27 protein-coding genes and 1 tRNA gene are annotated in these 26483 nt (G+C 64.5%); 15 read left to right on the plus strand and 13 right to left on the minus strand.

Translation table 11 applies throughout. The features are described from left to right. Positions 1 to 4 precede the first annotated feature (4 nt). The 9 genes from lexA to ASE49_RS17140 all read right to left on the minus strand — a co-directional run bounded on the left by lexA (position 5) and on the right by ASE49_RS17140 (position 9185). A complete protein-coding gene (gene lexA / locus ASE49_RS17100; RefSeq protein ID WP_056775410.1) occupies positions 5 to 694 on the minus strand; it encodes a transcriptional repressor LexA in 690 nt (229 codons plus the stop codon). 81 nt (positions 695 to 775) lie between these two features. Beyond that, on the minus strand, positions 776 to 2005 hold the full coding sequence (locus ASE49_RS17105) for a molybdopterin molybdotransferase MoeA (RefSeq protein ID WP_235523044.1): 1230 nt from the start codon (positions 2003 to 2005) through the stop codon (positions 776 to 778). Next, positions 2005 to 2490, minus strand: a complete 486-nt coding sequence (moaC, locus tag ASE49_RS17110) for a cyclic pyranopterin monophosphate synthase MoaC (protein ID WP_056775411.1) — start codon at positions 2488 to 2490, stop codon at positions 2005 to 2007. The genes ASE49_RS17105 and moaC overlap by 1 nt, the downstream gene beginning before the upstream one ends. 23 nt (positions 2491 to 2513) lie before the next feature. Continuing rightward, positions 2514 to 3305, minus strand: coding sequence for an indole-3-glycerol phosphate synthase TrpC (gene trpC, locus ASE49_RS17115; protein WP_056775635.1), 792 nt, complete (start codon positions 3303 to 3305; stop codon positions 2514 to 2516). Positions 3306 to 3315: 10 nt separating this feature from the next. Further along, positions 3316 to 4308, minus strand: a complete 993-nt coding sequence (gene trpD / locus ASE49_RS17120) for an anthranilate phosphoribosyltransferase (RefSeq protein WP_056775413.1) — start codon at positions 4306 to 4308, stop codon at positions 3316 to 3318. Continuing rightward, a complete protein-coding gene (locus ASE49_RS17125) occupies positions 4305 to 4901 on the minus strand; it encodes an anthranilate synthase component II (RefSeq protein ID WP_056775415.1) in 597 nt (198 codons plus the stop codon). Before ASE49_RS17125 ends, trpD begins: the two co-directional genes overlap by 4 nt. Further along, a complete protein-coding gene (locus ASE49_RS17130) occupies positions 4898 to 5707 on the minus strand; it encodes a phosphodiester glycosidase family protein (RefSeq protein ID WP_056775428.1) in 810 nt (269 codons plus the stop codon). The genes ASE49_RS17125 and ASE49_RS17130 overlap by 4 nt, the downstream gene beginning before the upstream one ends. Then, positions 5704 to 7215, minus strand: a complete 1512-nt coding sequence (locus tag ASE49_RS17135; RefSeq protein WP_056775430.1) for an anthranilate synthase component I family protein — start codon at positions 7213 to 7215, stop codon at positions 5704 to 5706. Before ASE49_RS17135 ends, ASE49_RS17130 begins: the two co-directional genes overlap by 4 nt. A 20-nt stretch (positions 7216 to 7235) precedes the next feature. Further along, a complete protein-coding gene (locus tag ASE49_RS17140; protein WP_056775432.1) occupies positions 7236 to 9185 on the minus strand; it encodes a peptidylprolyl isomerase in 1950 nt (649 codons plus the stop codon). A 324-nt stretch (positions 9186 to 9509) separates the two neighbouring features. Here ASE49_RS17140 and tpiA point away from each other — a divergent pair, with 324 nt between their 5' ends. From tpiA to ASE49_RS17155, 3 genes are all read left to right on the plus strand, one after another. Continuing rightward, complete coding sequence (tpiA, locus tag ASE49_RS17145; protein WP_056775436.1) at positions 9510 to 10265, plus strand: triose-phosphate isomerase; 756 nt, start codon at positions 9510 to 9512, stop codon at positions 10263 to 10265. 119 nt (positions 10266 to 10384) lie between these two features. Then, on the plus strand, positions 10385 to 10789 hold the full coding sequence (gene secG / locus ASE49_RS17150) for a preprotein translocase subunit SecG (protein WP_056775438.1): 405 nt from the start codon (positions 10385 to 10387) through the stop codon (positions 10787 to 10789). A 141-nt stretch (positions 10790 to 10930) separates the two neighbouring features. Next, positions 10931 to 12565: a CTP synthase gene (locus ASE49_RS17155; protein WP_056775442.1), complete on the plus strand. Its 1635-nt coding sequence runs from the start codon at positions 10931 to 10933 to the stop codon at positions 12563 to 12565. 90 nt (positions 12566 to 12655) lie between these two features. On the opposite strand, the gene ASE49_RS17160 is transcribed toward ASE49_RS17155, so the two are convergent. Beyond that, positions 12656 to 13129 carry an Hsp20 family protein gene (locus ASE49_RS17160; RefSeq protein ID WP_056775445.1) on the minus strand — a complete coding sequence of 158 codons (474 nt, stop codon included), beginning with the start codon at positions 13127 to 13129 and terminating at the stop codon, positions 12656 to 12658. A 169-nt stretch (positions 13130 to 13298) separates the two neighbouring features. On the opposite strand from ASE49_RS17160, the gene grxC reads away from it, so the two are divergent. The 6 genes from grxC to ASE49_RS17185 all read left to right on the plus strand — a co-directional run bounded on the left by grxC (position 13299) and on the right by ASE49_RS17185 (position 17538). Then, positions 13299 to 13562 (plus strand): glutaredoxin 3, encoded by a 264-nt coding sequence (grxC, locus tag ASE49_RS17165; protein ID WP_056775449.1) that lies wholly within the window; start codon positions 13299 to 13301, stop codon positions 13560 to 13562. A 13-nt stretch (positions 13563 to 13575) separates the two neighbouring features. Further along, positions 13576 to 14403 carry a carbon-nitrogen hydrolase family protein gene (locus tag ASE49_RS17170; RefSeq protein WP_056775451.1) on the plus strand — a complete coding sequence of 276 codons (828 nt, stop codon included), beginning with the start codon at positions 13576 to 13578 and terminating at the stop codon, positions 14401 to 14403. Between the two features lie 7 nt (positions 14404 to 14410). Beyond that, positions 14411 to 14920, plus strand: a complete 510-nt coding sequence (locus tag ASE49_RS17175) for a DUF1178 family protein (protein ID WP_056775455.1) — start codon at positions 14411 to 14413, stop codon at positions 14918 to 14920. 54 nt (positions 14921 to 14974) lie between these two features. After that, a tRNA-Arg gene (locus ASE49_RS17180) sits at positions 14975 to 15051 on the plus strand. Between the two features lie 240 nt (positions 15052 to 15291). Beyond that, the gene (locus tag ASE49_RS17960; RefSeq protein ID WP_082456553.1) at positions 15292 to 15507 is read left to right on the plus strand and encodes a hypothetical protein; all 216 of its coding nucleotides are present in this window, start codon (positions 15292 to 15294) and stop codon (positions 15505 to 15507) included. A 192-nt stretch (positions 15508 to 15699) separates the two neighbouring features. Further along, positions 15700 to 17538 carry a DEAD/DEAH box helicase gene (locus tag ASE49_RS17185; RefSeq protein WP_056775457.1) on the plus strand — a complete coding sequence of 613 codons (1839 nt, stop codon included), beginning with the start codon at positions 15700 to 15702 and terminating at the stop codon, positions 17536 to 17538. 55 nt (positions 17539 to 17593) lie between these two features. On the opposite strand, the gene ASE49_RS17190 is transcribed toward ASE49_RS17185, so the two are convergent. Beyond that, complete coding sequence (locus ASE49_RS17190; RefSeq protein ID WP_056775460.1) at positions 17594 to 18055, minus strand: GreA/GreB family elongation factor; 462 nt, start codon at positions 18053 to 18055, stop codon at positions 17594 to 17596. Next, positions 18052 to 19932: an ABC-F family ATP-binding cassette domain-containing protein gene (locus tag ASE49_RS17195; RefSeq protein ID WP_056775461.1), complete on the minus strand. Its 1881-nt coding sequence runs from the start codon at positions 19930 to 19932 to the stop codon at positions 18052 to 18054. Before ASE49_RS17195 ends, ASE49_RS17190 begins: the two co-directional genes overlap by 4 nt. 241 nt (positions 19933 to 20173) lie before the next feature. Between ASE49_RS17195 and ASE49_RS17200 the strand changes: the two genes are divergently transcribed. The 5 genes from ASE49_RS17200 (at position 20174) to ASE49_RS17220 (ending at position 24410) form a co-directional block, all read left to right on the plus strand. Then, positions 20174 to 20458 carry an FtsB family cell division protein gene (locus ASE49_RS17200; RefSeq protein WP_235523045.1) on the plus strand — a complete coding sequence of 95 codons (285 nt, stop codon included), beginning with the start codon at positions 20174 to 20176 and terminating at the stop codon, positions 20456 to 20458. Between the two features lie 157 nt (positions 20459 to 20615). Further along, positions 20616 to 21698: a pyruvate dehydrogenase (acetyl-transferring) E1 component subunit alpha gene (gene pdhA / locus ASE49_RS17205; RefSeq protein WP_056775468.1), complete on the plus strand. Its 1083-nt coding sequence runs from the start codon at positions 20616 to 20618 to the stop codon at positions 21696 to 21698. A gap of 1 nt (position 21699) precedes the next feature. After that, positions 21700 to 23100 carry a pyruvate dehydrogenase complex E1 component subunit beta gene (locus ASE49_RS17210; protein WP_056775470.1) on the plus strand — a complete coding sequence of 467 codons (1401 nt, stop codon included), beginning with the start codon at positions 21700 to 21702 and terminating at the stop codon, positions 23098 to 23100. Between the two features lie 93 nt (positions 23101 to 23193). Continuing rightward, complete coding sequence (locus ASE49_RS17215) at positions 23194 to 23904, plus strand: hypothetical protein (RefSeq protein ID WP_056775473.1); 711 nt, start codon at positions 23194 to 23196, stop codon at positions 23902 to 23904. Positions 23905 to 23957: 53 nt separating this feature from the next. Beyond that, on the plus strand, positions 23958 to 24410 hold the full coding sequence (locus ASE49_RS17220; protein WP_056775475.1) for an EF-hand domain-containing protein: 453 nt from the start codon (positions 23958 to 23960) through the stop codon (positions 24408 to 24410). A 5-nt stretch (positions 24411 to 24415) separates the two neighbouring features. Here ASE49_RS17220 and trmFO read toward each other — a convergent pair whose 3' ends face one another. Next, positions 24416 to 25741: a methylenetetrahydrofolate--tRNA-(uracil(54)-C(5))-methyltransferase (FADH(2)-oxidizing) TrmFO gene (gene trmFO / locus ASE49_RS17225; protein ID WP_056775478.1), complete on the minus strand. Its 1326-nt coding sequence runs from the start codon at positions 25739 to 25741 to the stop codon at positions 24416 to 24418. An 82-nt stretch (positions 25742 to 25823) separates the two neighbouring features. On the opposite strand from trmFO, the gene ASE49_RS17230 reads away from it, so the two are divergent. Continuing rightward, a complete protein-coding gene (locus tag ASE49_RS17230; RefSeq protein ID WP_056775481.1) occupies positions 25824 to 26474 on the plus strand; it encodes a hypothetical protein in 651 nt (216 codons plus the stop codon). Positions 26475 to 26483 lie beyond the last annotated feature (9 nt).

Consider the following 26483-nt stretch of genomic DNA (forward strand, 5'->3'; position numbering starts at 1 on the left):
TCACCTAGTGATAGCGACGCAAGAGCCCGGCCAGCTTTCCTTGGACTTCCACGTCATCCGCCGCGTATATCTGCGGCTCATACGCCGCATTTGCCGGGTCGAGACGGATAAGGCCATTTTCGCGGCGCAGGTACTTGAGCGTCGCTTCTTCACCGCGCACGAGTGCCACAACAATCTCGCCATCGCGGGCGGTATTGGTGCGTTTGACGAGCGCGAAGTCGCCATCGAGAATGCCCGCTTCCACCATCGAGTCCCCCGACACCTCCAAAGCATAATGTTCGCCCGATCCCAGGAGGGCAGCAGGCACCGGCAGCATCGACTGTCCTTCAAGCGCTTCGATAGGCACACCGGCGGCGATACGCCCATGCAGCGGAATCTCGATTACATCGTTAGCCGGCGGTATGCTTCGCGCGACGGGGCGCGCAGCCGCCGGTGCGTCAATCACGCTGACAGTTGCGGGCACGCGCGTTGGCCCGGCATCATCTGGCTGGCGCAGCACTTCAAGCGCGCGCGCCCGATTAGGCAGTCGGCGGATGAACCCGCGTTCTTCCAGCGCTGAAATTAGGCGATGCACGCCGGACTTGGATTTCAGATCCAGCGCATCCTTCATTTCCTCGAAGCTGGGCGAAATACCGCTGTCTTCGAGACGGGCCTGGATGAACCGAAGCAATTCGTGCTGCTTGCGCGTCAACATTGTTCACTGCCTTTTCGCGTGGCTTGTGATGTTCTTTTAGTGAACATTGAGAGAACAATCAAGCAACCAATCAAGCAACATTCAAGCAATACCGCCATTTTGGAGCAGGAAGATGGATACCGTGTCACCCGGTGCGCCAGCTGGGGCATGCGCTGGACGATCAATCAGCACATTGCTTTGTGAAAGCGACAGCAGTGCCCCGCTGTCCTGTTGGGGATGGGGAACGACATCTACGCCGTTCCAATACGCGCGTATGAACTGCCGCCGGTTCCCGTTGGTTTTCACAGGGGCCGCGAGGCGCGATTGCAGGCTTGCGGGACGCGGCGTTGCCGCGCCCAGCAAAGCGCGAATGGCGGGTAGCATGAAAAAGTAGCCCGTCACAAAGCCCGATACCGGATTGCCGGGCAGACCGATCACCACCTGCCGCCGCCCCTGATGATCGCGCGTTGCGACCAGCAGGGGTTTGCCGGGCCGGATGGCAATCCGCCAGAAGTCGATTTGCGCGCCCCACACGTCCAGGGCAGGGCGCACGAGATCATGATCGCCTCCCGAGGCACCGCCGCTGGTTACGATGAGGTCGGCGTCAGCGGCTGCGTCGAATGCAGCGAGGAGGCTATCCAGCGTATCGGGCACAGGCCCAAGCCGCTGCACGTCCACATCGAGCGTGCGGGCCATCGCGCCGAGCATGATGCCGTTACTGGCGGGGATCTGATGCGGCGCACAGGCCAGCGGGTCGATCGCCAGTTCGTCGCCGCTATCGATGATGCAGATCCGCGCCCGGCGGCGCACGGCGATGTGACGATGCCCGGCAGCCAACCCCAGCCCGACCTGGGCGGCGCCGAGGTGCGTGCCTGCGGACAGCACCGTCGTACCGTGCGCGAAATCCATGCCGCGACGCCTGATGTGCTTGTCCGCAGGGTCGGGCGGCGTGCCGGTGAGCACGAGATCATTGCCGTTGCGGGCCAGGTCTTCCTGCAGGATCACCGCGTCCGCCCCTTCGGGCAGTACCGCGCCGGTTGATATGCGGATGGCCTCACCCATGCCGAAAATGCCTTCAAAGGCATGTCCCGCCGCACTTTCGCCTACCACACGCCAAGGCCCCTGAAGGTCGTCAGCGTGGACTGCATAGCCATCCATCGCCGACAAATCGGCGGCGGGTTGGGTGCGTGAAGCGATAAGCGGCTGGGCAAGATAGCGGTTGAACGCGCGGTCTATATCCACATGCTCGATCGGTAGCGGGGTTGTCAGATCAAGCAACCGCTGCTGGGCATCTTCCAGCGAAAGCAAGGGATTGCCGGACAATGTTCCCATTATCCGTCCCAGCCTGCTGCGACCCAGTGTCCCGATTTGCCACCGCGCTTTTCGACCAGCCGGATGTCTGCGATCACCATGCCCTTGTCGAGCGCCTTGGCCATATCGTAGATCGTGAGCAGGGCTACGGACGCTGCCGTGAGCGCTTCCATTTCCACTCCGGTCCGACCGGTCAGCGAGGCTGTGGCCACGACCTGAATCCAGTCATCGCCCAGCGTGAAGGCGATGTTGGAGGCGTCAATCGCAAGCGGATGACACATCGGGATGAGGTCTGCGGTACGCTTGGCGGCCATGATACCGGCAATGCGGGCGGCGCCCAGAACATCGCCCTTCGGGGCATCGCCGGCTTTGATTGCGGCCAGCGCGGCAGGCGTCATCGTGATGCGCCCGGCGGCCACCGCCACGCGCTGGGTTTGCGCCTTGTTGCCGACATCGATCATCCGGGCCGAGCCGTCACTATCGATGTGGGTGAGGGATTGGGCCATGAAAACGGCTCCTTTCTGTCAGCTCAACCGCCGGTCAGCAGCGCGCGGGTCGCCGCTGCGATATCGGGCTGGCGCATCAGGCTTTCGCCGACGAGGAAAGTCCGTACGCCGTCGGTAGACAGGCGCTGCAGATCCGCGTGCGTGTTGATGCCGCTTTCGCTGACGAGCAAGGTCCCATCGGGCGCCAGCGGGGCCAGGCGACGGGTGTTGTCAATATCGGTGACGAAGCGCTTGAGATCGCGGTTGTTGACGCCGATCAGCCGTGATTTCAGGCGGGCCGCGCGTTCCATTTCGCGTTCGTCATGAACTTCGATGAGGCAGTCCATGCCGCGTTCCACCGCCGCCGCTTCGATTTCCGCCATCGCGCCATCATCCAGCGCGGCAACGATGATCAGGATCGCGTCAGCGCCGATGCTGCGCGATTCCGCGACCTGCCAGGGATCGACGATGAAATCCTTACGGATCGCGGGCAGGGTGCAAGCTGCGCGCGCGGCGACGAAATAGTCCTCATGGCCCTGGAAATACGGCGCGTCCGTCAGGATAGATAGGCAGGCCGCGCCGCCGCTTTGGTACGCGACAGCGTGAGCAGCAGGATGAAAATCATCGCGGATCAAGCCTTTGGAGGGCGATGCTTTCTTGATTTCTGCGATCAGCGCGAAGCCTTGCTGAGCCGCAGTACGCAGCGCGGCTTCGAAGCCGCGTGGGGGCGAGCAGCCAGCGGCCAGCGCGTCCAAATCGTTGATCGTCGCATGTGCTTTGCGCGCGGTCACTTCTTCGCGCTTGGTATGGCAGATCTCGGTGAGTTTGTCGGACATCATATCTCCGTCAGGCACGCGTTGTCGCGATCCAGCAATCGAGCAGGGACTTCGCCAGGCCCTTGTCGATCGTTTCCGCCGCCTCGTCCACGCCCTCGGCCCAGGTTTGCACTTCGCCGGCAATCAGCAGCGCACCGGCAGCGTTGAACAGCACGGCGTCGCGGTAGCTGCCCGGCTCACCCATCAGCAGGTCGTACAAGGCGCGCGCGTTGTAGGCCGGATCACCGCCCCGGATGGCTTCAACCGGAGCGACGGGCAAGCCGGCATCTTGCGGTGATACGCGGCGCATCGACAGTTCGGAACCGTGAATGTCCGCCACTTCATTGCCGCCGGCCAGGCTCAGCTCGTCCAGGCCTTCATCACCGGAGACGACCATCGAATGATCGGTGCCAAGGCGCAGCAGTGCGTCGGCATAAATCGGCACATACGCGGGCCGGGCGATGCCGACCAGCTGGCGGGAGACCAACGCCGGATTGGCGAGCGGGCCCATCAGGTTGAAGATCGTGCGCCGCCCCAGCGATTTGCGCAGCGGCATCAACCGGCCCATCGTGGGATGGTGACGGGCAGCGAACAGAAATCCGATGCCGATATCCGCCAGCGTGGACTCCGCGGTTTCGACCGCCCGGTCCAGATCGAGGCCAAGCGCTTCCAGCGTGTCGGCAGCGCCGGCCTTGGAGCTTGCGGCGCGGTTGCCGTGCTTGGCCACGGGTACGCCGGCTGCCGCCACGACGAGCGAGACGGCGGTGGACACGTTCAGCGTGTGAAAGCCATCGCCGCCGGTGCCGCATACATCTATGGCGTTATCCGGCGCTTTCACGCTGATCATGCGTTCACGCATGGCGCGGGCAGCGCCGGCGATTTCGCTGGCGGTTTCGCCGCGTTCGGCGAGTGCGACAAGAAACGTCGCGATCTCGGGCTCGGGTATGTCGCCATCCAGGATCGCGCCGAACGCCGCCTGCGCGTCAGCCTCCGCGATGGGATGCAGCGGGTCGGGCAGCGTCATGCGCCAAGGCGTTCCGGCAGATGCGCGTTTACGCCGCAAACCTTCAGGAAATTCGCCAGCATGGCGTGGCCGTGCTGGGTGGCGATGCTTTCGGGGTGAAACTGCACCCCGTGGATCGGCAGGCTGGCGTGGCGAAAGCCCATGACATGGCCATCGTCCGAATGCGCGTTCACCGTAAGTACCTCGGGAATCTCGGTGACGATCAGCGAGTGATACCGCGTGGCCGTGAAAGGCGAGGGGAGGCCTGCGAACACGCCGCTGCCATCGTGGCTGACCGGGGAGGTCTTGCCGTGCATCAGGCCGCCGCGTACCACTTTGCCGCCGAAATGCTGGCCGATCGCCTGATGCCCCAGACATACGCCCAGTAGCGGGATTTTCGCGTCCGCTGCCGCCGCGACAAGATCAAGGCTGATCCCGGCCTCGTTCGGGGTGCACGGGCCTGGCGAAATCAGCAGGCCGCTGGCCCCGCTGGCGATGGCTTGCGCAGCGGTAAGCGCATCGTTGCGCACGACTTTGACTGCAGCGCCCAGTTCCATGACGTAGTGGACCAGGTTCCAGGTAAAGCTGTCGTAATTGTCGATGACGAGGATCATCCGCCTGCCTTTGCGCTTTTCTCGACCACGATCAAGGGGCCGAGCGGTGGCCCACCGTCCACACGGCCATGTTCCGGGTCCCACAAGGAGGACACACTGCCATCAAGAAACAGCGCATCGGGGCAATTCAGCACATCGCGAAAATACCGCGCGAGCTTGCCGAAGGATACCGGCTCGTCCGAAATCACGAAGTGCGCGTGCCCTTTGGCATCGACGCCAACGCCGTTGCGTAGCTTGAGCGAGGCGCCGTTAGCGTCGATCTGCGGGTGCAGTTTGCCGCCGATGACCAGCATCGGTCCGGATTGCGTGCCGAAATCGGGACGGTTCGTAACACCTTTGGCAAAGTCCTGCGTGGTGGCGACATGCCAGTTTCCAGCCGCATCGCCATAGAACACCCCGTTCGGCATCAGGTGGAAATTGCCCCAGCCGGTTTGGGTGTTAAGCGGGTGGCGCTTCTTCCCCTCCTCCACGTAGTAGCCGATGGGATATCCCGCCGGGTCGAACATGCCGCCGTTGATGGCGAAGGCCACCTTGCGGCTTCTAGCCGGGCGATCAAGCGCCAGTTGCGACATGCTGCGATAAGGTTTGCCTTTGTTAGGCCCCAACACGGTATGGATGGTATGGCGTCCGGGGATCGCGGTGCAGTGGGTAAAGCTCACGCCCTCGAACCGCGCGCCTTCGCAGGCGGGCGGCGGCGGCGCGGCGGTTTTGGGCACCGCGTCGGACGAACAGGCCGCAACCAGCAAGGCACCGACGGCGGCGACAAGACCGATCTTGAACGCCGGTGGCGCAAAACCACTCGTCATTGCCCGAATGTCGACTCCGCCGCCACCCGCAACGCTTCGCGCGCGGCGGCGAAAAGCGCGCCGCTCTTGGCTTCGCACTCGCGCTGCTCATAGGCAGGATCGCTATCCGCCACGATGCCCGCGCCCGCCTGCACATGCAGCACGCCGTCCTTGAGCAGCCCGGTGCGCAGGACGATGCAGCTGTCCACCGATCCGTCCGGCGCGAAATACCCTACGCCGCCCGCGTAAGGACCGCGCGTTTCCGGCTCCAGTTCCGCGATCACCTCGCAGGCGCGCACTTTGGGTGCGCCGGAAACGGTACCCGCCGGAAAGCCTGCCAGCACCGCGTCGATCGCATCGCCGCGTGCGGTGTCCAGCGTGCCCACCACGTTCGACACGATGTGCATGACGTGGCTGTAGCGCTCCACCGTGTAGCTGTCCGTTACCGTCACGGTGCCGGCGGCAGCCACGCGGCCCACGTCGTTGCGGCCAAGATCCAGCAGCATCAGGTGTTCGGCGCGCTCCTTGGGATCGGCCAGGAGGCTGAGCTCGTTGGCTTTGTCCTCGGCTGCGGTCTTGCCGCGCGGGCGGGTGCCGGCGATGGGGCGGATGGTGACCTCGCCATCACGCACCCGCACAAGGATTTCCGGGCTGGAGCCGATCAGCGCAAAGCCCGGCAGATCAAGGAAATACAGGAAGGGTGAGGGGTTCACGCGCCGCAACGCACGATACAGTGCGATCGGCGGCAGCGGGAAATCGCAGGTGAAGCGCTGGGCCAGCACCACCTGAAAAATGTCGCCCGCCTCGATGTAGGATTTGGCGCGCAGGACCATCGCTTCGTAGTCCTGCGGTGCAACTACCGGCGTCTGCACGGGAACGGGCAGAGCGATGGTTTGCGCCGGGGCGGGTGCAGGCGATGCAAGGCGGCGCAGGGTTTCGTCGATGCGTTCGGCGGCCAGATCGATCGCTTCGGCAGCACCGCGGCCTGCGGACCATACCGGGGCCACGCAGAACAGCTCATCAGACAAGCGATCGAATATCAGCACCACCGATGGACGGACGAACAGCATGTCCGGCAGTTCGAGAGGGCTTTGCGGCGCGCGCGGCAGTTTCTCGACCAGGCCGATCGTCTCGTACCCGAAATAGCCGACCACGCAGGCGAGCGCGCGTGGCAGTGCGGCGGGCACGTCGCAATGGCAGCTTTCCACCAGCGCGCGCAGTTCCGTCAGCCCATCGCCGTCCAGCGGGGTGAACGCATCGCAGTCATGCTGCCAGCGCCGGTTGATCTCGCTTGCGGTTCCAGAGGCGCGGAACACCAGATCGGGATCGAGGCCGATCAGGCTGTAGCGCCCGCGCGTTTCGCCGCCTTCAACCGACTCCAGCAAGAAATCGCCGCGACCGTCCTCGAACAGCTTGAGCGCGGCGCCTACCGGCGTTTGCGTGTCAGCCACAAAGGTGCGCCAGACCAGCGCGGGTTTGCCCGAAGCAAGCTGCTCAAGCGCCGATGACCGATCGAACTCGCGCTCCATGTCGTGCGTCCTGCTGCCGCTCAGTCCGCGGCGGGAACGCCGGCGAGCTGGTCGCGCACGGCGTTGATGGCAGCGCCATGGCGCTTCACGCCCACGTCCTTGCGCATCGCAGCGCCCAGTGCAGTGGCATAGGACTGGCCAAGCTGCTGACCCAGTTCACGCTGCGCGGTGCCGATCAGCTGCGCAGAATCGACCTTGCCGGGCACCACGTCCTTCAGCAGCACAACAAACCAGCCACGCTCGCCCGCTGCCGACTGCACTTTAACCGTCCCCTTTGCCATGTGGAACATCAGCGATACCGGCGGCGGCACCTGCCGCCCGGCCTGTAGGGCGGCGGACAGTGTCGGGCGGGACATGGCGACCTGCTGCGGCGCGGGTAGCGTCTTGCCCGACGCGGCCATCGCCTGTTCCACCGATTGACCCTTGCGGATCGCGGCCTGCACCTTGAGCGCGGCAGCCTTGGCCGCCGTCGCGCCGGCATCAAGCGACCACGCCAGCTTCACGTCGTCCTTGATCTGCGCGAACGGGGCAGGGGCGGAAGGCTGGATGTCGGTCACGTCATAGACCACAAACGTCTTGCCACGCTCCGCCTCGGCGACCTGCGGCTTCTCCTGCTCCATCCCAAACGCGGTGGTCAGCAGCGGGCGCAGTTCGGCAGGCGCCGCCTCGCCGGGCTTCATGTAAACCCGGCCATCAGCGGTCAGCGGCTGCGTCTGCTGGATAGTTCCACCCAGCGACTTTGCGACTTCGACGAGGCTGGCGCCATTGGAAAACTGCTCGTCGATTTTGGCCAGCGTATCAGAGAACGCCTTGCGCTTCTTGTCGGCGGCAATCTGCGTGGAAAGCTCTGCCTTCGCCTGCTCCAGCGAGCGCGCGGGCTTTTTCTGCTCCTCGTCAACGCGGATCACGTGCCAGCCCAGAACGCTCTTTTGCGGGGCGGCCAGCGTGCCGACGGGGGCTGCGAACACCGCCTGGGCGACTGCGGGGGAGAACTGGCCGGAAAGCTGGTCGCGGCTGAAGAATTCCAGCTTTGCCGCTGCAAGGCCCTTTTCCTGCGCTGCGGCTTCGAGCGACTTGCCCTTGGCCACTTCGGCGACCACGGCCTGCGCTGCGGCCTGCGTCGGCACGATCAGCTGGGTGATGCGCCGATTGTCCTGCTCGGCATAAGCCGCCTTGTTGGCCTGATAGCGCGCCGCGATTTCCGCGTCGGTCGGCGCGGCGGGGGCGGGCAGCTTGTCCGCGCTGAACACGGCATAGCGGACAGTGCGGCGTTCGGGGCGGGTGAACTGCGCGGCGTTCGCCTTGTAGAAGGCGGCCAGTTCGGCGTCAGTAGGCGCGCGCGATGGCGCAAACATGATGGACGGCAGCGCAATCACCGTTCCGCTGCGGGTTTCCTCCAGCAGCGAGGCATAGCGAGTGGCGGCAAACTTCGACATGACCGCGCCGATCTGCGCAGGCACCACCAGTTGCTGAGCCACCAGATTCTTGCGGATATCGTCGCGCAGCGATTCTTCGGAAATCCGCTGCTGCGCCAGGGCCTGGCGGAATGCGTTCTGGTCGAACTTGCCATCGACACCCTGAAACGCGGGGATCTGCGTCAATTCGCTGTCGACTAGCCGATCGCTGATGGCGACGCCGTTCTTGGTTCCGTAGACCTGAAAGGCGGCGGCATCGATCAGGCTGTTGAGAACCTGCTCCAGCCCGCCTTCGGACAGCAGTTGCTTCATCGTGGCGGTCGGTGTTTGCTGCTTCACGCGCTCCAGCGCGCGCTTGGCGCCCTGATCGAGCTGATCCGCCGTGACGCTCTGGTTGCCGACCGTGGCTACTGCCGTACTGGCATCGACGGTGCCGCCGCTATGGATGCCGGCGATATCGCCGCTGGCAAACGCGAGCGCGATCACGCCCAGCACCACAAGGCCGACGATGGCCCCGATCCGGGACTTCAGAAACGAACGAAAGAAATTGAGCATGCACCGTGCCGATCAGCGATTAGCCAGAATACCACGGGGACGACCGCAGCCGCACCCGTAAACGGAGGCGGCTTTAGGGGCGCTTGGCCTTTCCTGCAATGCCGCTTGCATCGCCGCCGGGCAATTCCGACGGCGGACGCGGCTGTAACCGGTGGGAAAGCCGCGATTAGATAAGCTCGCGTTTTGACAAGGCCTGCCCAGGTGGCCTAGCTGCGCGGCAACACAGACGACCTGATTCCCGGGGCGGGGCAATTGCCGCGGGTAATCCGTGAGGATCCGCAGGGGAGTCCTCAAAGGTTCGCCAGCATTGATCGAGGGATTGAAATGGCCGGATTACCTTACATCGTCGGGAATTGGAAAATGAACGGCACGCGCGGGATGCTGGCCGAAGCGCGGGCGATGGACCGGGCAGCCGCGCGCTTTCCCAAAGTGCAGGTGGCCGTCGCGCCGCCGGCAACGCTGCTGTACCGGGTTCGGGATGCGGTGGAACTCATCGGTGTGGGCGGCCAGGATTGCCATGCCAAGGAAAGCGGTGCGTTCACCGGCGATATTTCCGCCCCCATGCTCAAGGACGCCGGCGCCGATTTCACCATCGTGGGCCATTCCGAACGCCGCGAATATCACGGTGAGACCGACGCAGACGTAAAGGCCAAGGCCGAAGCGGCTCTGGCGGCAGGCCTTGCGGTGATCCTGTGCGTTGGCGAAACCGAAGCACAGCGCGATGCTGGCAACGCCGAAGCGGTGGTATCCGCGCAGCTTGACGGTTCGTGCCCGCATTTCGACGGTGCGCCGGAAAAGCTGTCCGTCGCGTATGAACCGGTATGGGCCATCGGTACCGGGCGGGTTCCCTCCATCGCCGACGTGGCGGCAATGCACGCGGCTATTCGCAACCGGCTCGTCGGCATCTACGGCGAAGGCGGGGCGGACGTGCGCATCCTGTATGGCGGCTCGGTCAAGGCTGACAATGCGGCAGAACTGCTCGCGGTGCCGGATGTGGGCGGCGCGCTGGTGGGCGGGGCAAGCCTGACGGCGGAGAGCTTCCTCGCCATCGTAGGCGCGGCTGCCTCGCTCAATACCTGATCCAAAGCCCCAGCGGGTTGCGGCGATGACGCTGCCGGGTTGCGCGACTGCGTTGTTGCGCTTATCTGCCCGGCGAACGATGCGGGGACGCGTGTCCCTGCCGGAAGGCTGAAACGAAGATGTTCCTTTTCCTGACCGTGGTGCAGGCGCTGGTTGCCGCTATGCTGGTGGGCGTGATCCTGGTGCAAAAGTCCGAAGGCGGCGGCCTCGGCGTCGGTGGCAGTCCCTCCGGACTGATGTCGGCGCGCGGCGCGGCCAGCTTCCTGACGCGCGCCACCTCGGTTCTGGCCACGATCTTCGTGGTGCTCAGCATCATTCTGGCGGCCATGGCCGTCCACGAAACCTCGGGCCGGGATATCGATACATCGCTGCAGCGCCAGACCGCGCCGGTTGCACCGGTTCCTGCGCAGCCGGCGGATCCCCTTGGCGGTGCCGCCGCGAATCAGGCGGCTCCGGCGCCTTCGGCTGCGCCCGGCGCCACGCCCGCACCGGCGGACCCGCTTTCGGGTGCTGCCAAGCAGTAATCCGCCGGGCGCGATTTTTCGCGTCCTATCGTAATCGGGATGCCGTCTGGCGCTGTCAGGCGGCATTTTCATGTTTGATCTGTGGAATGAGGCTCCGGGCTCTTGCCTGAGGGCCCCCATGCAATTTAAGGCTCAACTCCCATGGCGCGGCACATTTTTATCACCGGCGGCGTGGTCTCCTCGCTTGGCAAGGGACTCATGGCCGCAAGCCTGGCGGCGTTGCTCCAGGCTCGCGGCTACAAGGTCCGCATCCGCAAGTTCGATCCGTACCTCAACGTCGATCCCGGTACGATGAGCCCGTACCAGCACGGCGAGGTCTTCGTGACCGACGATGGCGCCGAAACTGACCTGGACCTGGGGCATTACGAGCGGTTTACCGGCGTGTCGGGCCGCAAGGCGGACAACATCACGTCGGGCCGCATCTACCAGGGCATCATCGCCAAGGAACGGCGCGGCGATTACCTGGGCGCGACGGTGCAGGTCATCCCCCACGTTACCGATGCAATCAAGGACTTCGCGCTGGCGGAAACCGAGGATCTGGACTTCGTGCTGTGCGAAATCGGCGGGACTGTGGGCGACATCGAGGGCCTGCCGTTCGTCGAGGCCATGCGCCAGCTGCGCAACGAACTGGGCCGTGAGCGCACCTGCTTCGTGCACGTCACGCTGGTGCCGTACATCGCCGCTGCGGGCGAATTGAAGACCAAGCCCACTCAGCACTCGGTGCGCGAACTGACCGGGCTAGGCATCCAGCCTGACATCCTGCTGTGCCGGTGCGACCGCGAATTGCCGGAAAGCGAACGGCGCAAGATCGCGCTGTTCTGCAACGTGCGCCCGCAGGCTGTCATCCAGGCGCTCGACGCCCCCAACATCTACGCCGTGCCGCTGCAGTATCACCGCGAGGGGCTGGACGCCGAGGTGCTGCATCACTTCGGCATGGCCGAAGCCGCCAAGGCGCCCGAACTCAGCCGCTGGGACGACATTACCGACCGCTACCAGAACCCCGAAGGCGAGGTTACCATCGGGGTCGTGGGCAAGTATGTCGGCCTGCAGGACGCTTACAAATCGCTGAACGAAGCGCTGGTCCACGGCGGCATGGCCAACCGCGTGAAGGTCAACGTGCGCTGGATCGATGCCGAGATCTTCGAGAAGGAACATTCCGAGATCGCCGCCGCGCTCGAACCCATGCACGGTATCCTCGTGCCCGGCGGGTTTGGTGAACGCGGGACCGAAGGCAAGATTGCCTCGGTCCGCTTTGCCCGGGAACGCAACGTGCCGTTCTTCGGTATTTGTCTGGGCATGCAGATGGCCTGCATCGAGGGTGCGCGCTCGGCCGGCATTGCCAAGGCCAGTTCCACCGAATTTGGCCCTACCGAAGAACCGGTCGTGGGCATCATCACTGAATGGATGACGCAGGATGGCCTGCAGACCCGCGCGGAAGGCGGCGATCTTGGCGGCACCATGCGCGTCGGCGCTTATCCCGCGGCCCTGTCGCCTAACAGCCACGTGGCGGCCATTTACGGCACCAGTGAAATCAGCGAGCGCCATCGCCATCGCTATGAAGTTAATGCTGCCTACCGTGATGCACTGGAAGGCAACGGGCTGATTTTCTCCGGCATGTCGCCCGACGGCCTGTTGCCCGAGATCGTTGAGCGGCCGGATCATCCGTGGTTCGTCGGGGTTCAGTTCCACCCCGAACTCAAGTCGCGCCCGTTCGAACCGCACCCCTTGTTTGCCGGCTTCATCGCCGCCGCGCTGCAGCAGGCGCGGCTGGTCTAGGCCGCTGAAGACGTCCAGCGTGGATGCCAAAAAGGGCGGCCCGGATAACCGGACCGCCCCAACTATTTCGCCAGCAGCGCTGGCATGACCTTACGCCGCAGCGCTGGTGTCTTCGTTACCAGAGCTTTCGACGACGGTCAGCTTGTTGCCGCCAACGGCGATCTTCTTGGGCTTCATCGCTTCGGGCACCTCGCGCACGAGGTCGATCACGAGAAGGCCATCGGCAAGATCGGCACCTTCGACGCGTACGTAGTCAGCCAGTTCGAAACGACGTTCGAACCCGCGCTGGGCGATGCCGACATGCAGCATTTCCCCATCGGCGGCCTCATCGGGCTTAGCGCCCCTGACGACCAGCAGGTTGGCCTGCGCGGTGATATCGATGTCGCCAGACTTGAAGCCGGCCACGGCCAGCGTGATGCGATAGGCATCCTGGCCGCGCCGTTCGATGTTGAACGGCGGGTACTTGTCGCCGGTGGTGACGCGCGCCTGATTTTCGATCATGTCGAACAGGCGATCAAAGCCGACCATCGTGCGGCGGTAGGGCGAAAAGTCGATACGGTTCATGACAAAAATCCTCCTATGAGCAATCTTCGTTTGGACGGGGCCTGCAAATCAGCACCCCGTTTTCGAGCCACCCCCTTGGCGGGCCATGGCTTGCATCCCTAGATATGAAACTGCAACAGCCTTTCAAGAGGCTGCGAAAACGTAAAAACCGCATCCCAAGGAGCCGGGCATGAGCCAGCCGAAAATCGAGATCTATACTAAGTGGGGTTGCCCGTATTGCGTGGCGGCCAAGTCGTTGCTCGACAAGAAAGGCCTGTCCTATGATGAACACGATATCACCATGGGCGGCCCCAAGCGCGCCGAAATGCTGAGCCGCGTGCCCGGCGCTGCAACCGTTCCGCAAGTGTTGATCGACGACAAGCCCTACGGCGGTTTCGACGATATCAACGCCTTGGACCGTGCCGGCAAGCTCGACCCCGTGCTCGGGCTGTGAGCGGGGTTTGACGATGCCCCGCGCGGCGCTGTTCCAGATGACAACCGGGATCGATCCACAGGCCAATGCGGATGCGATCGTGAATGCTGCGGCGCAAGCGCGGGCAGGAGGCGCAGCCATGCTGTTCACACCCGAAATGTCCGGGCTGCTGGATCGTGACCGTAAGCGGGCCAGGCGCTCGATCCGGCCCGAGGCGCAGGATCTGGTGCTGGCGGCGGTATGCGCGGCAGCGCAGCGCGAAGGCATATGGGTGCATCTGGGATCGCTGGCGATTGCGCGGGACGACGGCAAATGGGCCAACCGCGCTTTCGTAATTGACGATCACGGCGAAATCCGCGCCCGCTATGACAAGCTTCACATGTTCGACGTGGATCTGGCGAGCGGCGAAAGCTGGCGGGAATCCAATGCCTACACGCCGGGCGAGGAGGTCGTGACGGTGGATACCCCGCTGGGGCGGCTTGGGCTGGCGATCTGCTATGATATCCGGTTTCCCGCGCTTTTCGAGGCCTTGGGGGCGGGGAAATGCGACGTGATCGCCATCCCGGCGGCGTTCACGGTGCCCACCGGGCGGGCGCACTGGCATCTGCTGCAGCGCGCCCGCGCGGTGGAATCCAGTGCCTACGTGCTGAGCGCGGCGCAAGTTGGCCGGCATGACGATGGCCGCGAAACCTATGGGCACTCCCTGGCGGTGGACCCGTGGGGAGACGTGCTGCTCGACATGGGCGGCGTGGACGACGGCGGGACGTCGGATGTCGCTTTCGTTGATATCGACCCAGAGCGTACGCAGGCGGTACGGGCACAACTGCCCAGCCTTGCCAACCGTCGCCATATCGCAGCATAGCGGCGACATGATCGTCTACGACCTGCAATGCCAAGATGCTCTTCATCGATTCGAGGGCTGGTTCAAGTCTTCGGACGATTTCGTGCGTCAGCAAGAGCGCGGCCTGGTGACGTGTCCGCATTGCGGGGCCGCCGATGTGGCCAAGGCGGTGCAGGCACCCCGGCTCGCCCGCAAAGGCAACCAGCTTGGCGCACCGCAGCGATCCACGCGTGACAAGGCGACAGGCGCGGCTCCAGGAGACCCCATGCCCAGCACGCCGGTGGCCAATGCGCCGTTGCCGCCCCAGGCGGTGGAAATGATAAAGGTGCTGGCCACGCTGCAAGCCAAAGTGCTGCAATCTTCTCGCTATGTGGGCGAGCGCTTCGTAGATGATGCGCGGGCCATGCATTACGGTGAACGTGAGGCCGAAGCGATCCACGGGCAGGCCACGATCGCCGAGGCGCAGGAACTGCTGGAAGAAGGTATCGCGGTGGCGCCGCTACCGTTGCCGATCGTGCCGCCAGACCAGGCGAATTGATGCGCCGCGCTCCGATTGCCAAGCCGGAGTGCACCCGCTAACAAGCCCCGGCGTGCGCCCGTAGCTCAGCCGGATAGAGCACCAGATTCCTAATCTGGGGGCCATGGGTTCGAATCCCGTCGGGCGCACCACTTTCTCCCCTCCAAGACGCGACGCTCGCATCTGCGCCATTAGCTTTTCTGGAGCTTTTCTGGCATCAATGCGGTGGCAGGCCGTTGTCTTTTGCGAACTCTTCGGGCTCGACGACTGAAACGTTGCTCGCTTGCAAATCTTGCGACAATGTGACAACTTCCTACCCAGCTTGATCACCAGGAGCAGGGTCGTTAGCGGGCGCTTCCGCAGCCGCGCCGGCCGCTTCCAAGGGGGACATCATGCGCTTGACTGCTTCACGCAAAGGGCTTTTCCGAACCAGTCTGCCGGGGCTGGGAGAGTGCGCCCGCGTGGATATGAGTGCCGGGGACGCCGCACCCTATTTGGAGCGGGACATGTACGTCCTGCTCGGCTTCGAGCCGCGTTTCGAACTGCTTCCCGAAAAACCTGCCAGTGCGACCGCCGCGCCTCGCCAGCCCTGGGGTGGCTTGCGCTGACTTTGGTGGGCACGCGACTAGGGCCAGCGCTGCAGTCGTGCGAGCCTGTTCAACGAACATGAAATTGGTGCGCGCATATTTGTGCGCTTTGGTCTATGGGCCACGCAACTGGTGCACCCGCAGGTGCCCGCGCAGCCATTTTGTTGCTCTTTGAAAAGCCGCGTTCATGCGGCAGGACTTGTTGACCCTATCATGACTTTTCCCCAGATTCCCCAGCCTCTCGCCGAGGCGCTGACCGCCCACGGCTATGAAACGCTCACCGCGGTGCAGACCGCCGTCACCGAGTCGGAGGCCTATGGCCGCGACCTGGTTGTGTCGGCGCAGACCGGTTCGGGCAAGACAGTTGCGTTTGGCCTGGCCATCGGCAACGAACTGCTGGCCGACAATGCCTTGGCCCACTCGCAAAGCCCCATGGCGCTGGCGATCGCGCCGACGCGCGAACTGGCCCAGCAGGTCAGCCGCGAGCTTGAGTGGCTGTATGCCAACACCGGGGCGCGCATCGTGACGTGTGTTGGCGGCATGGACCCGGTCAAGGAACGCCGCCTGCTTGAGCGCGGCGCAACGATCGTCGTGGGCACGCCCGGACGATTGCGCGACCATCTGGAACGCGGCAAGCTCGACCTGTCAGCCCTGCGCGCCGTGGTGCTCGATGAGGCGGACGAAATGCTCGACATGGGCTTTCGCGAAGACCTTGAGGAAATCCTCGACGCCACGCCGGAAGGCCGGCGTACGCTGCTGTTCTCGGCCACGATGCCCCGCCCGATCGAGGCACTGGCACAGCGGTATCAGCGCAATTCGTTGCGCATCTCCACGGTCGGTGAAAATCGCGGCCACGGCGATATCGCCTACAAGGCCGTCACGGTCGCCCCGTCCGACATCGAACATGCAGCGGTGAACCTGCTGCGCTTCTACGATGCGGAAACCGCGATCCTGTTCTGCGCCACCCGCGATAACGTGAAGCACTTGCACGCAACCCTGGTGGAGCGCGGCTTTTCCGCTGTCGCGCTGTCGGGCGAGCATTCGCAGAACGAGCGCAACAATGCGCTGCAGGCGCTGCGTGATCGCCGCGCCAGGGTGTGCGTCGCAACGGACGTTGCTGCGCGCGGTATCGATCTGCCGTCGCTCAGCCTCGTCGTCCACGTCGAAATTCCGCGCGACGCCGAAACCTTGCAGCACCGTTCGGGCCGTACCGGGCGCGCGGGCAAGAAGGGCACCGCCGTGCTGCTCGTGCCCTATCCGCGTCGTCGCCGGGTGGAAATGATGCTGCGCGGCGCCCGGATCGAGGCCGAATGGGGCGAAGCACCCGGACCCGAAGAAATCCGCGCGCAAGATCGCGGACGCCTGATGGAAAAGCTGCTGGCCCCGGTCGAGGCCGACGAGGAGGATCGCGAGATCGCCCGTGTCGTGCTGGAAAAAGTCAGCCCCGAAGATATCGCTGCCGCACTCGTCCAGGCGCACCGCGCGGCGATGCCGCAGCCGGAGGAATTGCTGGGCAACACGCCGGCGGGCCGCGAAAAGCGTGAACGCCCCGGCTTCGACGATGTGGTGTGGTTCCGCATGGACGTGGGCCGCTCGCAACGCGCCGAAGCACGGTGGATCCTGCCGGTGCTGTGTCGCCGTGGCCATGTGACCCGCGATGCCGTGGGCCAGATCCGCATCAACAGCGACCAGACCTACTTCCAGATCCCCGCCGCGCAGGCAGAACAGTTCGCCAGCGCCGTGCAGCGCACCGCGCGCGAGGACGGTGAGTACGAAGCGACCATTCTGATCGAGCGTGCGCCAGACACCCCGCGCGATGTCGCCAAAGGCCGTAGCCGTGATCGCGAAGGGCCGCAGGGCAGGGGCCGTCGCCCGCATGCCAACGCCGGTTCAGGCGGGGGACAGCGCTTCGAAGGCGCACCGCGTGGCGATGGTGAAACGCGGGGCGAAACTCGGGGCGAGGCGCCCTACCGCGCCCGGCCTACTGGCCCGCGTCAAGATGGTCCTGGCGGCGGCGGCAAGCCGTTCCACAAGAAGCCCAAGAAGTACTGATCGACGCCGCTATCCTCGCCCCGGCGACCCGGGGTGAGGTCAGGCCGAGAGAACGTCAGGCCGGACGTATCGCCACGATTGCGATGGCGTCTTCACGACCATTGAAATCCACGATGTCGCCCGGTGATGCACCCATCATCGCGCGGGCAAGCGGAGCGGTGAACGCCAGCAGTCCGTTTGCCGGATCGGCTTCGTCATGTCCGACGATGGTGATCTCGCGCGCCTTGCCGTTCAGCGTGAAAGCAACCTTGCAGCCGAAGTGAACGGTCTCGCACGATGCCGGGGTCTGCACGTCTGCGGTAGAAAGCCGGGCGCGCCAGTATCGCAAGTCGCGCTTTGCTGAATTTGCAGCCGCTTCATCCACCGCATTTTCCAACGCACCTTCCAGCGCCGCGATCCGCTCGCCGATGATCTCCATACCGCGCGGCGTAACCAGGTTCGGGCCCGGCGGGATCGGCACCTCGAACTTGGGCTCCAGATGCTCCTCGTCGCTTTCCCGGCGGAAGGCGACGCTCACTTGCCCCGGCCCATCAGGGTTTCGAGCACTTCATGGACTTCGAGCCACTCGGTTTCGGCCTGTTCCAAATCGGCGGTGAGCGCTTCATGGCGACGGCCAAGCTCGCCGATGGCGACGCCCTTGAATTCACCCTTGGCGCTGGCGGGATTGGCGAGGGCCTCGCTCAGTGCGCCCAACTGCGTTTGCAGGCGCTTCATGCGGGTGTCCGCCTCGGTGACCTTCTTGCGCAAGGCTTTGAGTTCCTCGCGCGCGACTGCGCCGGATTTTTTAGGCATCGGTGCGCCGGCCTTGGCGGCGAGGTCCGGCTTGGGCTGGTTGCGGCCCAGCACGAAATCGATGTAGTCCTCAATCGATCCGTCGTAATTCTCGGCCAGTCCCCCGTCCACCAGGACAAGGCGATCCGCCACCAGTTCGACCATATGGCGATCGTGGCTGACCAGGATCACCGCGCCGTCGAACTGGTTGAGGGCCTGCACCAGCGCCTCGCGCGCATCGACGTCAAGGTGGTTGGTCGGCTCGTCGAGGATCAGCATGTGCGGGGCATCGCGCGTCACCAGCGCCAGCGCCAGCCGCGCGCGTTCGCCGCCCGACAAAGTGCCGGTGGTTGCCGTTGCGCGGTTGCCCGAGAAGCCGAAGCGGCCCAGCTGGCCCCGCACGGCAAGCGGGGTCTTGCCCTCCATCGCACGGGTCATCAGTTCCAGCGGGGTGGAATCGGCGGGCAGTTCTTCCACCTGATACTGCGTGAAATAGCCGATCCGGATCTTAGGCGAGAAGGTGAGCGAGCCTTCCATCGGCGCCAGCTGGCGGGCCAGCAATCGTGCCAGCGTGGTCTTGCCGTTGCCATTGCGTCCCAGCAGGGCGATCCGGTCTTCGGGGTCGATGCGCAAGTTCAGCCGCCGCAGGATCGGCTTTTCCGCTTCGTAACCCACCGCGGCCAAGTCCAGCGTCACCAGCGGCGGGCGCAGTTCATCGGGGCTGGGAAAATCGAAGCTGAGCGACGGGTCTTCGGCCATCGCCGCGATCGGCTGCATCTTGGCCAGCATCTTGGCGCGCGATTGCGCCTGCTTGGCGGTCGACGCGCGGGCGGAATTGCGCGCCACGTAATCGGCCAGCTTCTTGCGCTGGGCATCCTGGCTGGCGCGCGCGGCGGCGGCCTGCGCCGCGCGTTCGGCCCGCAGGCGCTCAAAACTGTCGTAGTCCCCGGGGTACAGGGTCAGCTTGCCGACCTGCAGGTGCAGGATATGATCGACCACGGTGTTAAGCAGATCACGTTCGTGGCTGATCACCAGCAGCGTCTTGGGATACCCCTTGAGGAAATTTTCCAGCCAGAGCGTGGCTTCCAGATCGAGGTGGTTCGATGGTTCGTCGAGCAGCATCACGTCGGGCTCGGAAAACAGCAGCGCGGCCAGTGCCACGCGCATTTTCCAGCCGCCCGAGTAACTGTCGAGCGGGCGGCCCTGCATCTCCTCGTCGAAACCCAAGCCCACCAGAATCCGGGCGGCGCGGGCCGGCGCGGTATACGCGTCAATCGCGATCAGCCGCTCGTGCAGGTCTCCGAGCCGGTTGGGGTCGGTGCACGTTTCGGCCTCGGCCAGCAGTTCAGTTCGCTCTGTATCGGCCTCGACGACGGCTTCGAACGGGGTGCGCGTGCCGCTGGGCGCTTCCTGCGCGATGTAGCCCAGGCGCGCGCGGCGCGGCATCTCCACCGAGCCGCCATCAGGATCGAGTTCGCCGATGATGGTCTTGACGAGGGTGGACTTGCCAGCGCCGTTGCGACCGATCAGGCCGATCTTGCCATTCTGCGGCAAAGTCGCCGAAGCGCCGTCGATAATGGTGCGGCCACCAAGGCGCACGGTGATGTCACGTAGGGTCAACATAGGGTGCAGCGCCTAGCAGGGAAGCACCTGCAGCGAAACCGCCTGTTCGCCCTCATTTGCCGGGCGCTTTTAACACACGGGCGCGCGGCGTGTTCCCTCGGCTGACCTGATAAAGGACTTAAATGCCGCTGTGCGTCTCCGACTGTCGCAAATGCCGTGATATCGTTGAGTTTTAGGCTTGAATCCGGGATTCAGGTATGGTGCATATACGCGCATGCAAACCGGGCACAGATCAGCAACAATGCCTAAGCATCACCTTGTGCAGGGGTTGGCCCTGGCCGTCCTCCTGCTGATGGGCTTGTGGTGCGTTGCCGGACCCAGCGGTCTGCTCGCCTGGGGCGAAAACCAGCGCCTGCTTGAACAGCGCCAGGCCAAGCTGGAAGATCTGAAGGTTGAGCGCGAACGGCTCAAGAACCGCGTTGCATTGCTCGATCCGCGCAAGATGGACCCGGACCTTGCCGGAGAACTGGTTCGTAGCCATCTCAACGTCGCGCGACCTGATGAAATGGTGATGCAGATCCGCTGAGCCGCAAGGCTCGGGGCAGCGATCCGTGCTCGTTTCGTTCGTTCCGTAATAATTTTTGTTTCCGGGGCGGCAATTTTCGGCGTCGGCGCTTTCGCTTTTCGCCGGGCCTTTCTATACGACCCCCTGAAACGACCGCACCAACGATGGGGAGCACCCGTTGCCTAAAGCAAAGACAGATGCCCCGGCCGGCGACAATCCCGTCGCCACCGCCGCAGATGACGATTTCGCCCTGCACAGCCTGCAAAAGGCGCTCGACGCGGACAAGCGTTATGCGCCATCGAAAGAGGAACTGCTGCGTCTTTACGAACAGATGCTGCTGATCCGCCGTTTCGAGGAAAAAGCCGGACAGTTGTATGGCCTGGGCCTTATCGGGGGGTTCTGTCACCTGTACATCGGGCAGGAAGCGGTTGCCGTGGGTCTGCAATCGGCGCTGGACGGGTCCAAGGACTCGGTCATCACCGGCTACCGCGACCACGGCCACATGCTTGCCTACGGCATCGACCCCAAGGTCATCATGGCTGAACTGACTGGCCGCGAAGCCGGCATCTCCAAGGGCAAGGGCGGCTCGATGCACATGTTCAGCGTGGAGCATCGCTTCTACGGTGGCCACGGCATCGTCGGCGCGCAGGTCTCGCTGGGCGCGGGCCTTGCCTTCGCGCACAAGTATAGGGAAGACGGCGGCGTCGCGATGGCCTACTTCGGCGATGGCGCGGCCAACCAGGGGCAGGTGTACGAAAGCTTCAACATGGCCTCGCTGTGGAAGCTGCCGATCATTTTCGTGATCGAGAACAACCAGTATGCCATGGGCACGGCGGTCAGCCGTTCTTCGGCGGAAACCCACTTCCACCGCCGGGGCACCGCGTTCCGCATTCCCGGCATGCAGGTTGACGGCATGGACCTGCTGGAAGTGCGCAAGGCCGCCGAAATCGCGCTGGAACATGTGCGCGGCGGCAACGGGCCGGTGCTGATGGAACTCAACACCTACCGCTATCGTGGCCACTCGATGTCCGATCCCGCCAAGTATCGCAGCCGTGAGGAAGTGCAGGGCGTGCGCGACAAGCGCGATCCGATCGAGCATGCCAAGGCCGAACTGATGGGTATGGGCGTGACCGAGGACTCGCTCAAGGAACTGGACAAGCGCGTGCGTGCGCACGTTGCCCAGGCCGCTGACTTCGCGGAAAATTCGCCGGAACCCTCAGCGCCCGAATTGTATACCGACGTGCTGGTGGAGACGTACTGAGATGGCGATCGAACTGAAGATGCCGGCTCTTTCGCCCACCATGGAAGAAGGCAAGCTGGCCCGCTGGCTGGTAAAGGAAGGCGACACGGTCGCATCGGGCGATATCCTCGCCGAGATCGAGACCGACAAGGCCACGATGGAATTCGAATCCATCGATGAAGGCACCGTCGGCAAGATCCTCGTCGCCGAAGGCACTGACGGCGTGAAAGTCGGCACCGTGATCGCGATCCTCGCCGGGGAGGGAGAGGACGCGTCATCGGCGCAGCAGCCCGCTGAATCGCCCAAGACCGAAACCGTAGACGAGGCTCGCAAGTCCGGCGAAAAGCCTGCCGAGGACAAGAAGCCCGCCGAAAGCGGCACCGCCAATTTGCACAGCGACATCAAGACCGCGCGCGATCCCGAAGTCCCGCACGGCACCAACATGAAGACCTCTACCGTGCGTGACGCGCTGCGCGACGCGATGGCCGAGGAAATGCGCCGCGACAGCCGCGTGTTCGTGATGGGCGAGGAAGTGGCCGAGTATCAGGGCGCATATAAGGTGACCCAGGGCCTGCTCGCGGAGTTCGGGCCCACTCGTGTCATCGACACCCCGATCACCGAATACGGCTTTGCCGGCATCGGCACGGGTGCAGCGATGGGCGGCCTTCGCCCGATCGTGGAGTTCATGACGTTCAACTTCGCCATGCAGGCGATCGATCATATCATCAACTCGGCGGCCAAGACCAATTATATGTCCGGCGGCCAGATGCGCTGCCCGGTCGTGTTCCGCGGCCCCAACGGGGCGGCTTCGCGCGTCGGCGCGCAGCACTCGCAGAACTACGGGCCTTGGTACGCCAGCGTTCCGGGTCTGGTGGTGATCGCGCCGTATGACGCATCTGATGCCAAGGGTCTGCTCAAGGCTGCGATCCGTTCCGAGGATCCGGTCGTGTTCCTGGAAAACGAGCTGATCTACGGTCGCTCGTTCGAGCTGCCGGAACTTGACGATCACGTCCTGCCGATCGGCAAGGCGCGGATCATGCGCGAAGGCAAGGACGTGACCATCGTGTCCTACTCGATCGGCGTCGGTCTGGCGCTGGAAGCCGCCGAAACGCTGGCGGGTGAGGGGATCGAGGCCGAAGTGATCGATCTTCGTACCTTGCGCCCGTTGGACAAGGAAACGGTGCTTGCCAGCCTTGCCAAGACCAACCGCGTCGTGGTGGCTGAAGAAGGCTGGCCGACCTGCTCCATCGCGTCGGAAATCGCTGCGATCTGCATGGATTACGGCTTCGACGATCTCGATGCGCCGGTCGTACGGGTCTGCAACGAAGACGTACCGCTGCCCTATGCAGCCAACCTGGAGAAAGCGGCGCTGATCGATGCCAGCCGCATCGTGGCTGCCGTGAAGAAGGTCACGTATCGCTGATCTGAAGGCTTGGGGCGGTGGCCGCGCTGCCGCCCCTCTACTGCGGTCTTCTCCCCGCTTGCATGGTGGACCGGGTGGTTTAGGGAAGCGCCGGTGACCCAGTCTCCCGCTTCGCAGCCTCCCGCGCTCCAAGGCCTCGTCTCGAACGAGGACATCCTCATCCAATCGCTGCCTACGGTGTCGCGGCTGGCCCTGGCCTACGCGCCCGCGCGCGCGCGCCGGCCTACGCTGGCCTTGCTGGCGCTCGATGCGCGGCTGGCCCACCTGTTGCGACAATCGCGTGAGCCGATGATGGCGCAATTGCGGCTGGCATGGTGGCGCGAATCGCTGGCCCAGCCCGCTGCCAGTTGGCCCGATGGCGAACCCCTGCTGGCCTTTCTGAAAAGCTGGAACGATGCGCATGCCGGGCTGGTGCCGCTTGTCGACGGCTGGGAGGCCTTGACCGGCGCCGCCCCCTTGCCCGGCTCGGCCATGGAAACCATGGCGGAGGGCAGGGCGCATGCATTTGCAACCCTGGCTGACGTTCTGGATCGCAGCGCTGAGCGCGATGTGGCGGCGCTTACCGCGCGGTCCTGGGCGTTGAGCGATCTGGCGATGCGCTTGGGCCATGCGGAGGAACGCCAGACGGCGCAGGGCTTGGCGCACGCTGCGCGCCGTGGCGGGATGCGGCTGTCAAGGCCGCTACGCCCGCTCCTCGTCCTGGAAGGCCTGGCCGCCCGCCGGCTCGCCAAGGGGCAGGACGCTGCGGCTACATCCCCCGCAGCCGTGCTCAAGGCGATGCGTTTGGGGCTGCTGGGCTTCTAGGCTTACAGCGTTGTAATTTCCGTGGAGGGCGTGGGAGTCCGTAAGGCAGCGGAATGAATCGCTTTCTGCTGGGCGGGCTCGCCGTCTTTGTTCTGTTGGGTGTCGGCCTGTTCTGGTGGCAAAGCCGGGCGGAGGTGGAATCTGCCGCGCCGCCGCCAGTCGCTACCGTGCCATCGCCCACCACCTTGCCCAGCGCAGATGTTGCCGACGCGGTGGGGCCGGCCCCGCCGGAAGCGACCGAACTCAACCGCGAACAGCGGCGCTTCGGCCGGTACGACCGCGATCGGGACGGACGCATTTCGCGCAACGAGATGCTGTCCACCCGTGCCGATGGCTTTCGCAAGCTGGACAAGGACGGCAACAATCTGCTGACGTTCGAGGAATGGGCGGTCGCCACGGTCGATAAGTTCAGCGAGGCGGACGCAGACCGCGACGGGTTCCTGACGCCCGCGGAATTCCGCAAGACTGCGCCGCCTCCTAAGCCGAAATCAAAATGCCGTTGCTGATCTGATTAGGTCGGGGCCAGTTCGCTGATCCACGGCGCGATGTCCTGCTTGGCGCGCCCGGTGTAGGCCTCTTTGCGCTGCTTTTTCTTTACGTCGTGCAGCGGCGGGAACAGGCCGAAGTTGACGTTCATCGGCTGATAGGTTTCAGCCTCCGCATCGCCGGTGATGTGTGACAGCAGCGCGCCCATCGCCGTCGTTCGCGGCGGTGCCTCGAACGTCCGACCGGAAAGTTCGGCGCCGGCCATCAGCCCGGCGAGCAGACCGATCGCCGCGCTCTCCACATAGCCTTCGCAGCCGGTGATCTGTCCGGCAAAGCGGACATGCGGCGCCGTCTTCAAGCGCAGCGTGCGATCGAGCAGCACCGGGGAATTGAGGAACGTGTTGCGATGCAGGCCGCCCAGCCGCGCAAATTCGGCATTCTCAAGCCCTGGAATCGTGCGGAACAGGCGCATCTGCTCGGCGTGCTTGAGCTTGGTCTGGAAGCCCACCATGTTCCAGATCGTGCCCAGCTTGTTGTCCTGCCGCAGTTGCACCACGGCATAGGGCCAACGCCCGGTGCGGGGATTATCGAGGCCAACCGGCTTCATCGGCCCGAATCGCAGGGTATCCACGCCGCGTTCGGCCATCACCTCGATCGGCATGCAGCCGTCGAAATAGGGCGTGTTGGCCTCCCATTCCTTGAACGCCGTCTTTTCGCCGGAGACCAGTCCGGCGTGGAAGGCCAGGTACTGGTCCTTATCCATCGGACAGTTGATGTAATCCTTGGTCTCGCCCTTGTCCCACCGCGAAGCCATCCAGCACACGTCCATGTCGATGCTGTCGCGATAGACGATGGGCGCGATCGCATCGAAGAACGCCAGACTGTCCGCACCGGTCGCCTGGCCGATGGAGCCGGCCAAAGCCTGCGCCGTCAGCGGCCCGGTGGCCACGATTACCGCGCCGCTTTGCGGCAGTGCGTCGATCCGTTCACGCACGACCTCGACATTGGGCAGGGCGGTCAGTCGCGCTTCGACTTCGGCGGAAAAAACATCCCGGTCCACCGCCAGCGCGGAGCCTGCCGGCACCTGTGCTTTCGCCGCCGCGCCCATGATGAGGGAATCGCACAGGCGCATTTCATGATGGAGCAGACCCACCGCGTTCTTTTCGTGATCGTCCGAACGGAACGAGTTGGAGCAGACCAGTTCAGCCAAGCCATCGCCCTGGTGGGCCGGGCTGCGCTCGCCCGTGCCGCGCATTTCGGACAGGCGCACGCGAAAGCCGCGGCGGCCAAGCTGCCAGGCGGCTTCGCTGCCGGCCAGGCCGCCGCCGATAATATGGATGTCATGGGTCATGGTGATGCGGCCTAGCCTGTAACTGGGGCATGGAAAAGCCCTGCCGCACCTGCCATAGCCTTGCCGATAGAACGGAGATCCGATGCCATACCCGGCGCTGCCTGAAAAACGTCCCCTGCTGCTGGTCAGCGTCGTGCTGGCGGTCGCTTGCGCTTTCGTGTGGGGCGAGGATACGCCGGAGGTCTATCGCATGGTGCTTCGCGCCGCGCCGCTGCTGATGCTGGCCGCCTACGCGCTGGTCGGCCGCAGCGATCCGGACGCACGGCCACTGGCGGGGATGCTGGTGCTGGCCGCCGTCGGGTCCGCGTTTGCCGATTACAGTCCGCTGATCGGCCTGAATGCCAGGCTGCTGGGCTATCTGATCGGGCTGGGCCTGTTCCTTCGGCATCGGCGCGTGATCATGGACAGCGCCAGCCGCGTGGCCGCAGCGGCTTTGTTTCTGGGAACGCCGGTGCTGCTATTCGTCGCGGCAGACCGGGCCGGGGTTGGCGTGCCAGTGTTCATGGGTCTGGCGCTGGGCGGCATGGCCGCGTCGGCGTGGATCAGCACCTTCCCGCGCTGGCGGGTGGGCCTGGGCGCCGGCCTGATCGCCTTAAGCGAAGTGCTGGCGATCGCGGCATCGGGCGACAGCACGCATGCGGCAGAAATCGGCACCTGGCCGCTGTTCTATATCGGCCACCTGCTGCTGACGATCGGTGTTATCGCCGAACTGGCCGCGCGCGAATACGATTAGGGTCGGCGA

The sequence above is a fragment of the Novosphingobium sp. Leaf2 genome (assembly GCF_001421325.1).
In the GTDB taxonomy this organism is placed as follows: Bacteria; Pseudomonadota; Alphaproteobacteria; order Sphingomonadales; family Sphingomonadaceae; genus Novosphingobium.

Bases quoted from the DNA above. Each gene is read 5' to 3' on its own strand.
- lexA (WP_056775410.1), bottom strand. From the start codon at position 694: ATGTTGACGCGCAAGCAGCACGAATTGCTTCGGTTCATCCAGGCCCGT.
- ASE49_RS17105 (WP_235523044.1), bottom strand. From the start codon at position 2,005: ATGGGAACATTGTCCGGCAATCCCTTGCTTTCGCTGGAAGATGCCCAG.
- moaC (WP_056775411.1), bottom strand. From the start codon at position 2,490: ATGGCCCAATCCCTCACCCACATCGATAGTGACGGCTCGGCCCGGATG.
- trpC (WP_056775635.1), bottom strand. From the start codon at position 3,305: ATGTCCGACAAACTCACCGAGATCTGCCATACCAAGCGCGAAGAAGTG.
- trpD (WP_056775413.1), bottom strand. From the start codon at position 4,308: ATGACGCTGCCCGACCCGCTGCATCCCATCGCGGAGGCTGACGCGCAG.
- ASE49_RS17125 (WP_056775415.1), bottom strand. From the start codon at position 4,901: ATGATCCTCGTCATCGACAATTACGACAGCTTTACCTGGAACCTGGTC.
- ASE49_RS17130 (WP_056775428.1), bottom strand. From the start codon at position 5,707: ATGACGAGTGGTTTTGCGCCACCGGCGTTCAAGATCGGTCTTGTCGCC.
- ASE49_RS17135 (WP_056775430.1), bottom strand. From the start codon at position 7,215: ATGGAGCGCGAGTTCGATCGGTCATCGGCGCTTGAGCAGCTTGCTTCG.
- ASE49_RS17140 (WP_056775432.1), bottom strand. From the start codon at position 9,185: ATGCTCAATTTCTTTCGTTCGTTTCTGAAGTCCCGGATCGGGGCCATC.
- tpiA (WP_056775436.1), top strand. From the start codon at position 9,510: ATGGCCGGATTACCTTACATCGTCGGGAATTGGAAAATGAACGGCACG.
- secG (WP_056775438.1), top strand. From the start codon at position 10,385: ATGTTCCTTTTCCTGACCGTGGTGCAGGCGCTGGTTGCCGCTATGCTG.
- ASE49_RS17155 (WP_056775442.1), top strand. From the start codon at position 10,931: ATGGCGCGGCACATTTTTATCACCGGCGGCGTGGTCTCCTCGCTTGGC.
- ASE49_RS17160 (WP_056775445.1), bottom strand. From the start codon at position 13,129: ATGAACCGTATCGACTTTTCGCCCTACCGCCGCACGATGGTCGGCTTT.
- grxC (WP_056775449.1), top strand. From the start codon at position 13,299: ATGAGCCAGCCGAAAATCGAGATCTATACTAAGTGGGGTTGCCCGTAT.
- ASE49_RS17170 (WP_056775451.1), top strand. From the start codon at position 13,576: ATGCCCCGCGCGGCGCTGTTCCAGATGACAACCGGGATCGATCCACAG.
- ASE49_RS17175 (WP_056775455.1), top strand. From the start codon at position 14,411: ATGATCGTCTACGACCTGCAATGCCAAGATGCTCTTCATCGATTCGAG.
- ASE49_RS17960 (WP_082456553.1), top strand. From the start codon at position 15,292: ATGCGCTTGACTGCTTCACGCAAAGGGCTTTTCCGAACCAGTCTGCCG.
- ASE49_RS17185 (WP_056775457.1), top strand. From the start codon at position 15,700: ATGACTTTTCCCCAGATTCCCCAGCCTCTCGCCGAGGCGCTGACCGCC.
- ASE49_RS17195 (WP_056775461.1), bottom strand. From the start codon at position 19,932: ATGTTGACCCTACGTGACATCACCGTGCGCCTTGGTGGCCGCACCATT.
- ASE49_RS17200 (WP_235523045.1), top strand. From the start codon at position 20,174: ATGCCTAAGCATCACCTTGTGCAGGGGTTGGCCCTGGCCGTCCTCCTG.
- ASE49_RS17210 (WP_056775470.1), top strand. From the start codon at position 21,700: ATGGCGATCGAACTGAAGATGCCGGCTCTTTCGCCCACCATGGAAGAA.
- ASE49_RS17220 (WP_056775475.1), top strand. From the start codon at position 23,958: ATGAATCGCTTTCTGCTGGGCGGGCTCGCCGTCTTTGTTCTGTTGGGT.
- trmFO (WP_056775478.1), bottom strand. From the start codon at position 25,741: ATGACCCATGACATCCATATTATCGGCGGCGGCCTGGCCGGCAGCGAA.
- ASE49_RS17230 (WP_056775481.1), top strand. From the start codon at position 25,824: ATGCCATACCCGGCGCTGCCTGAAAAACGTCCCCTGCTGCTGGTCAGC.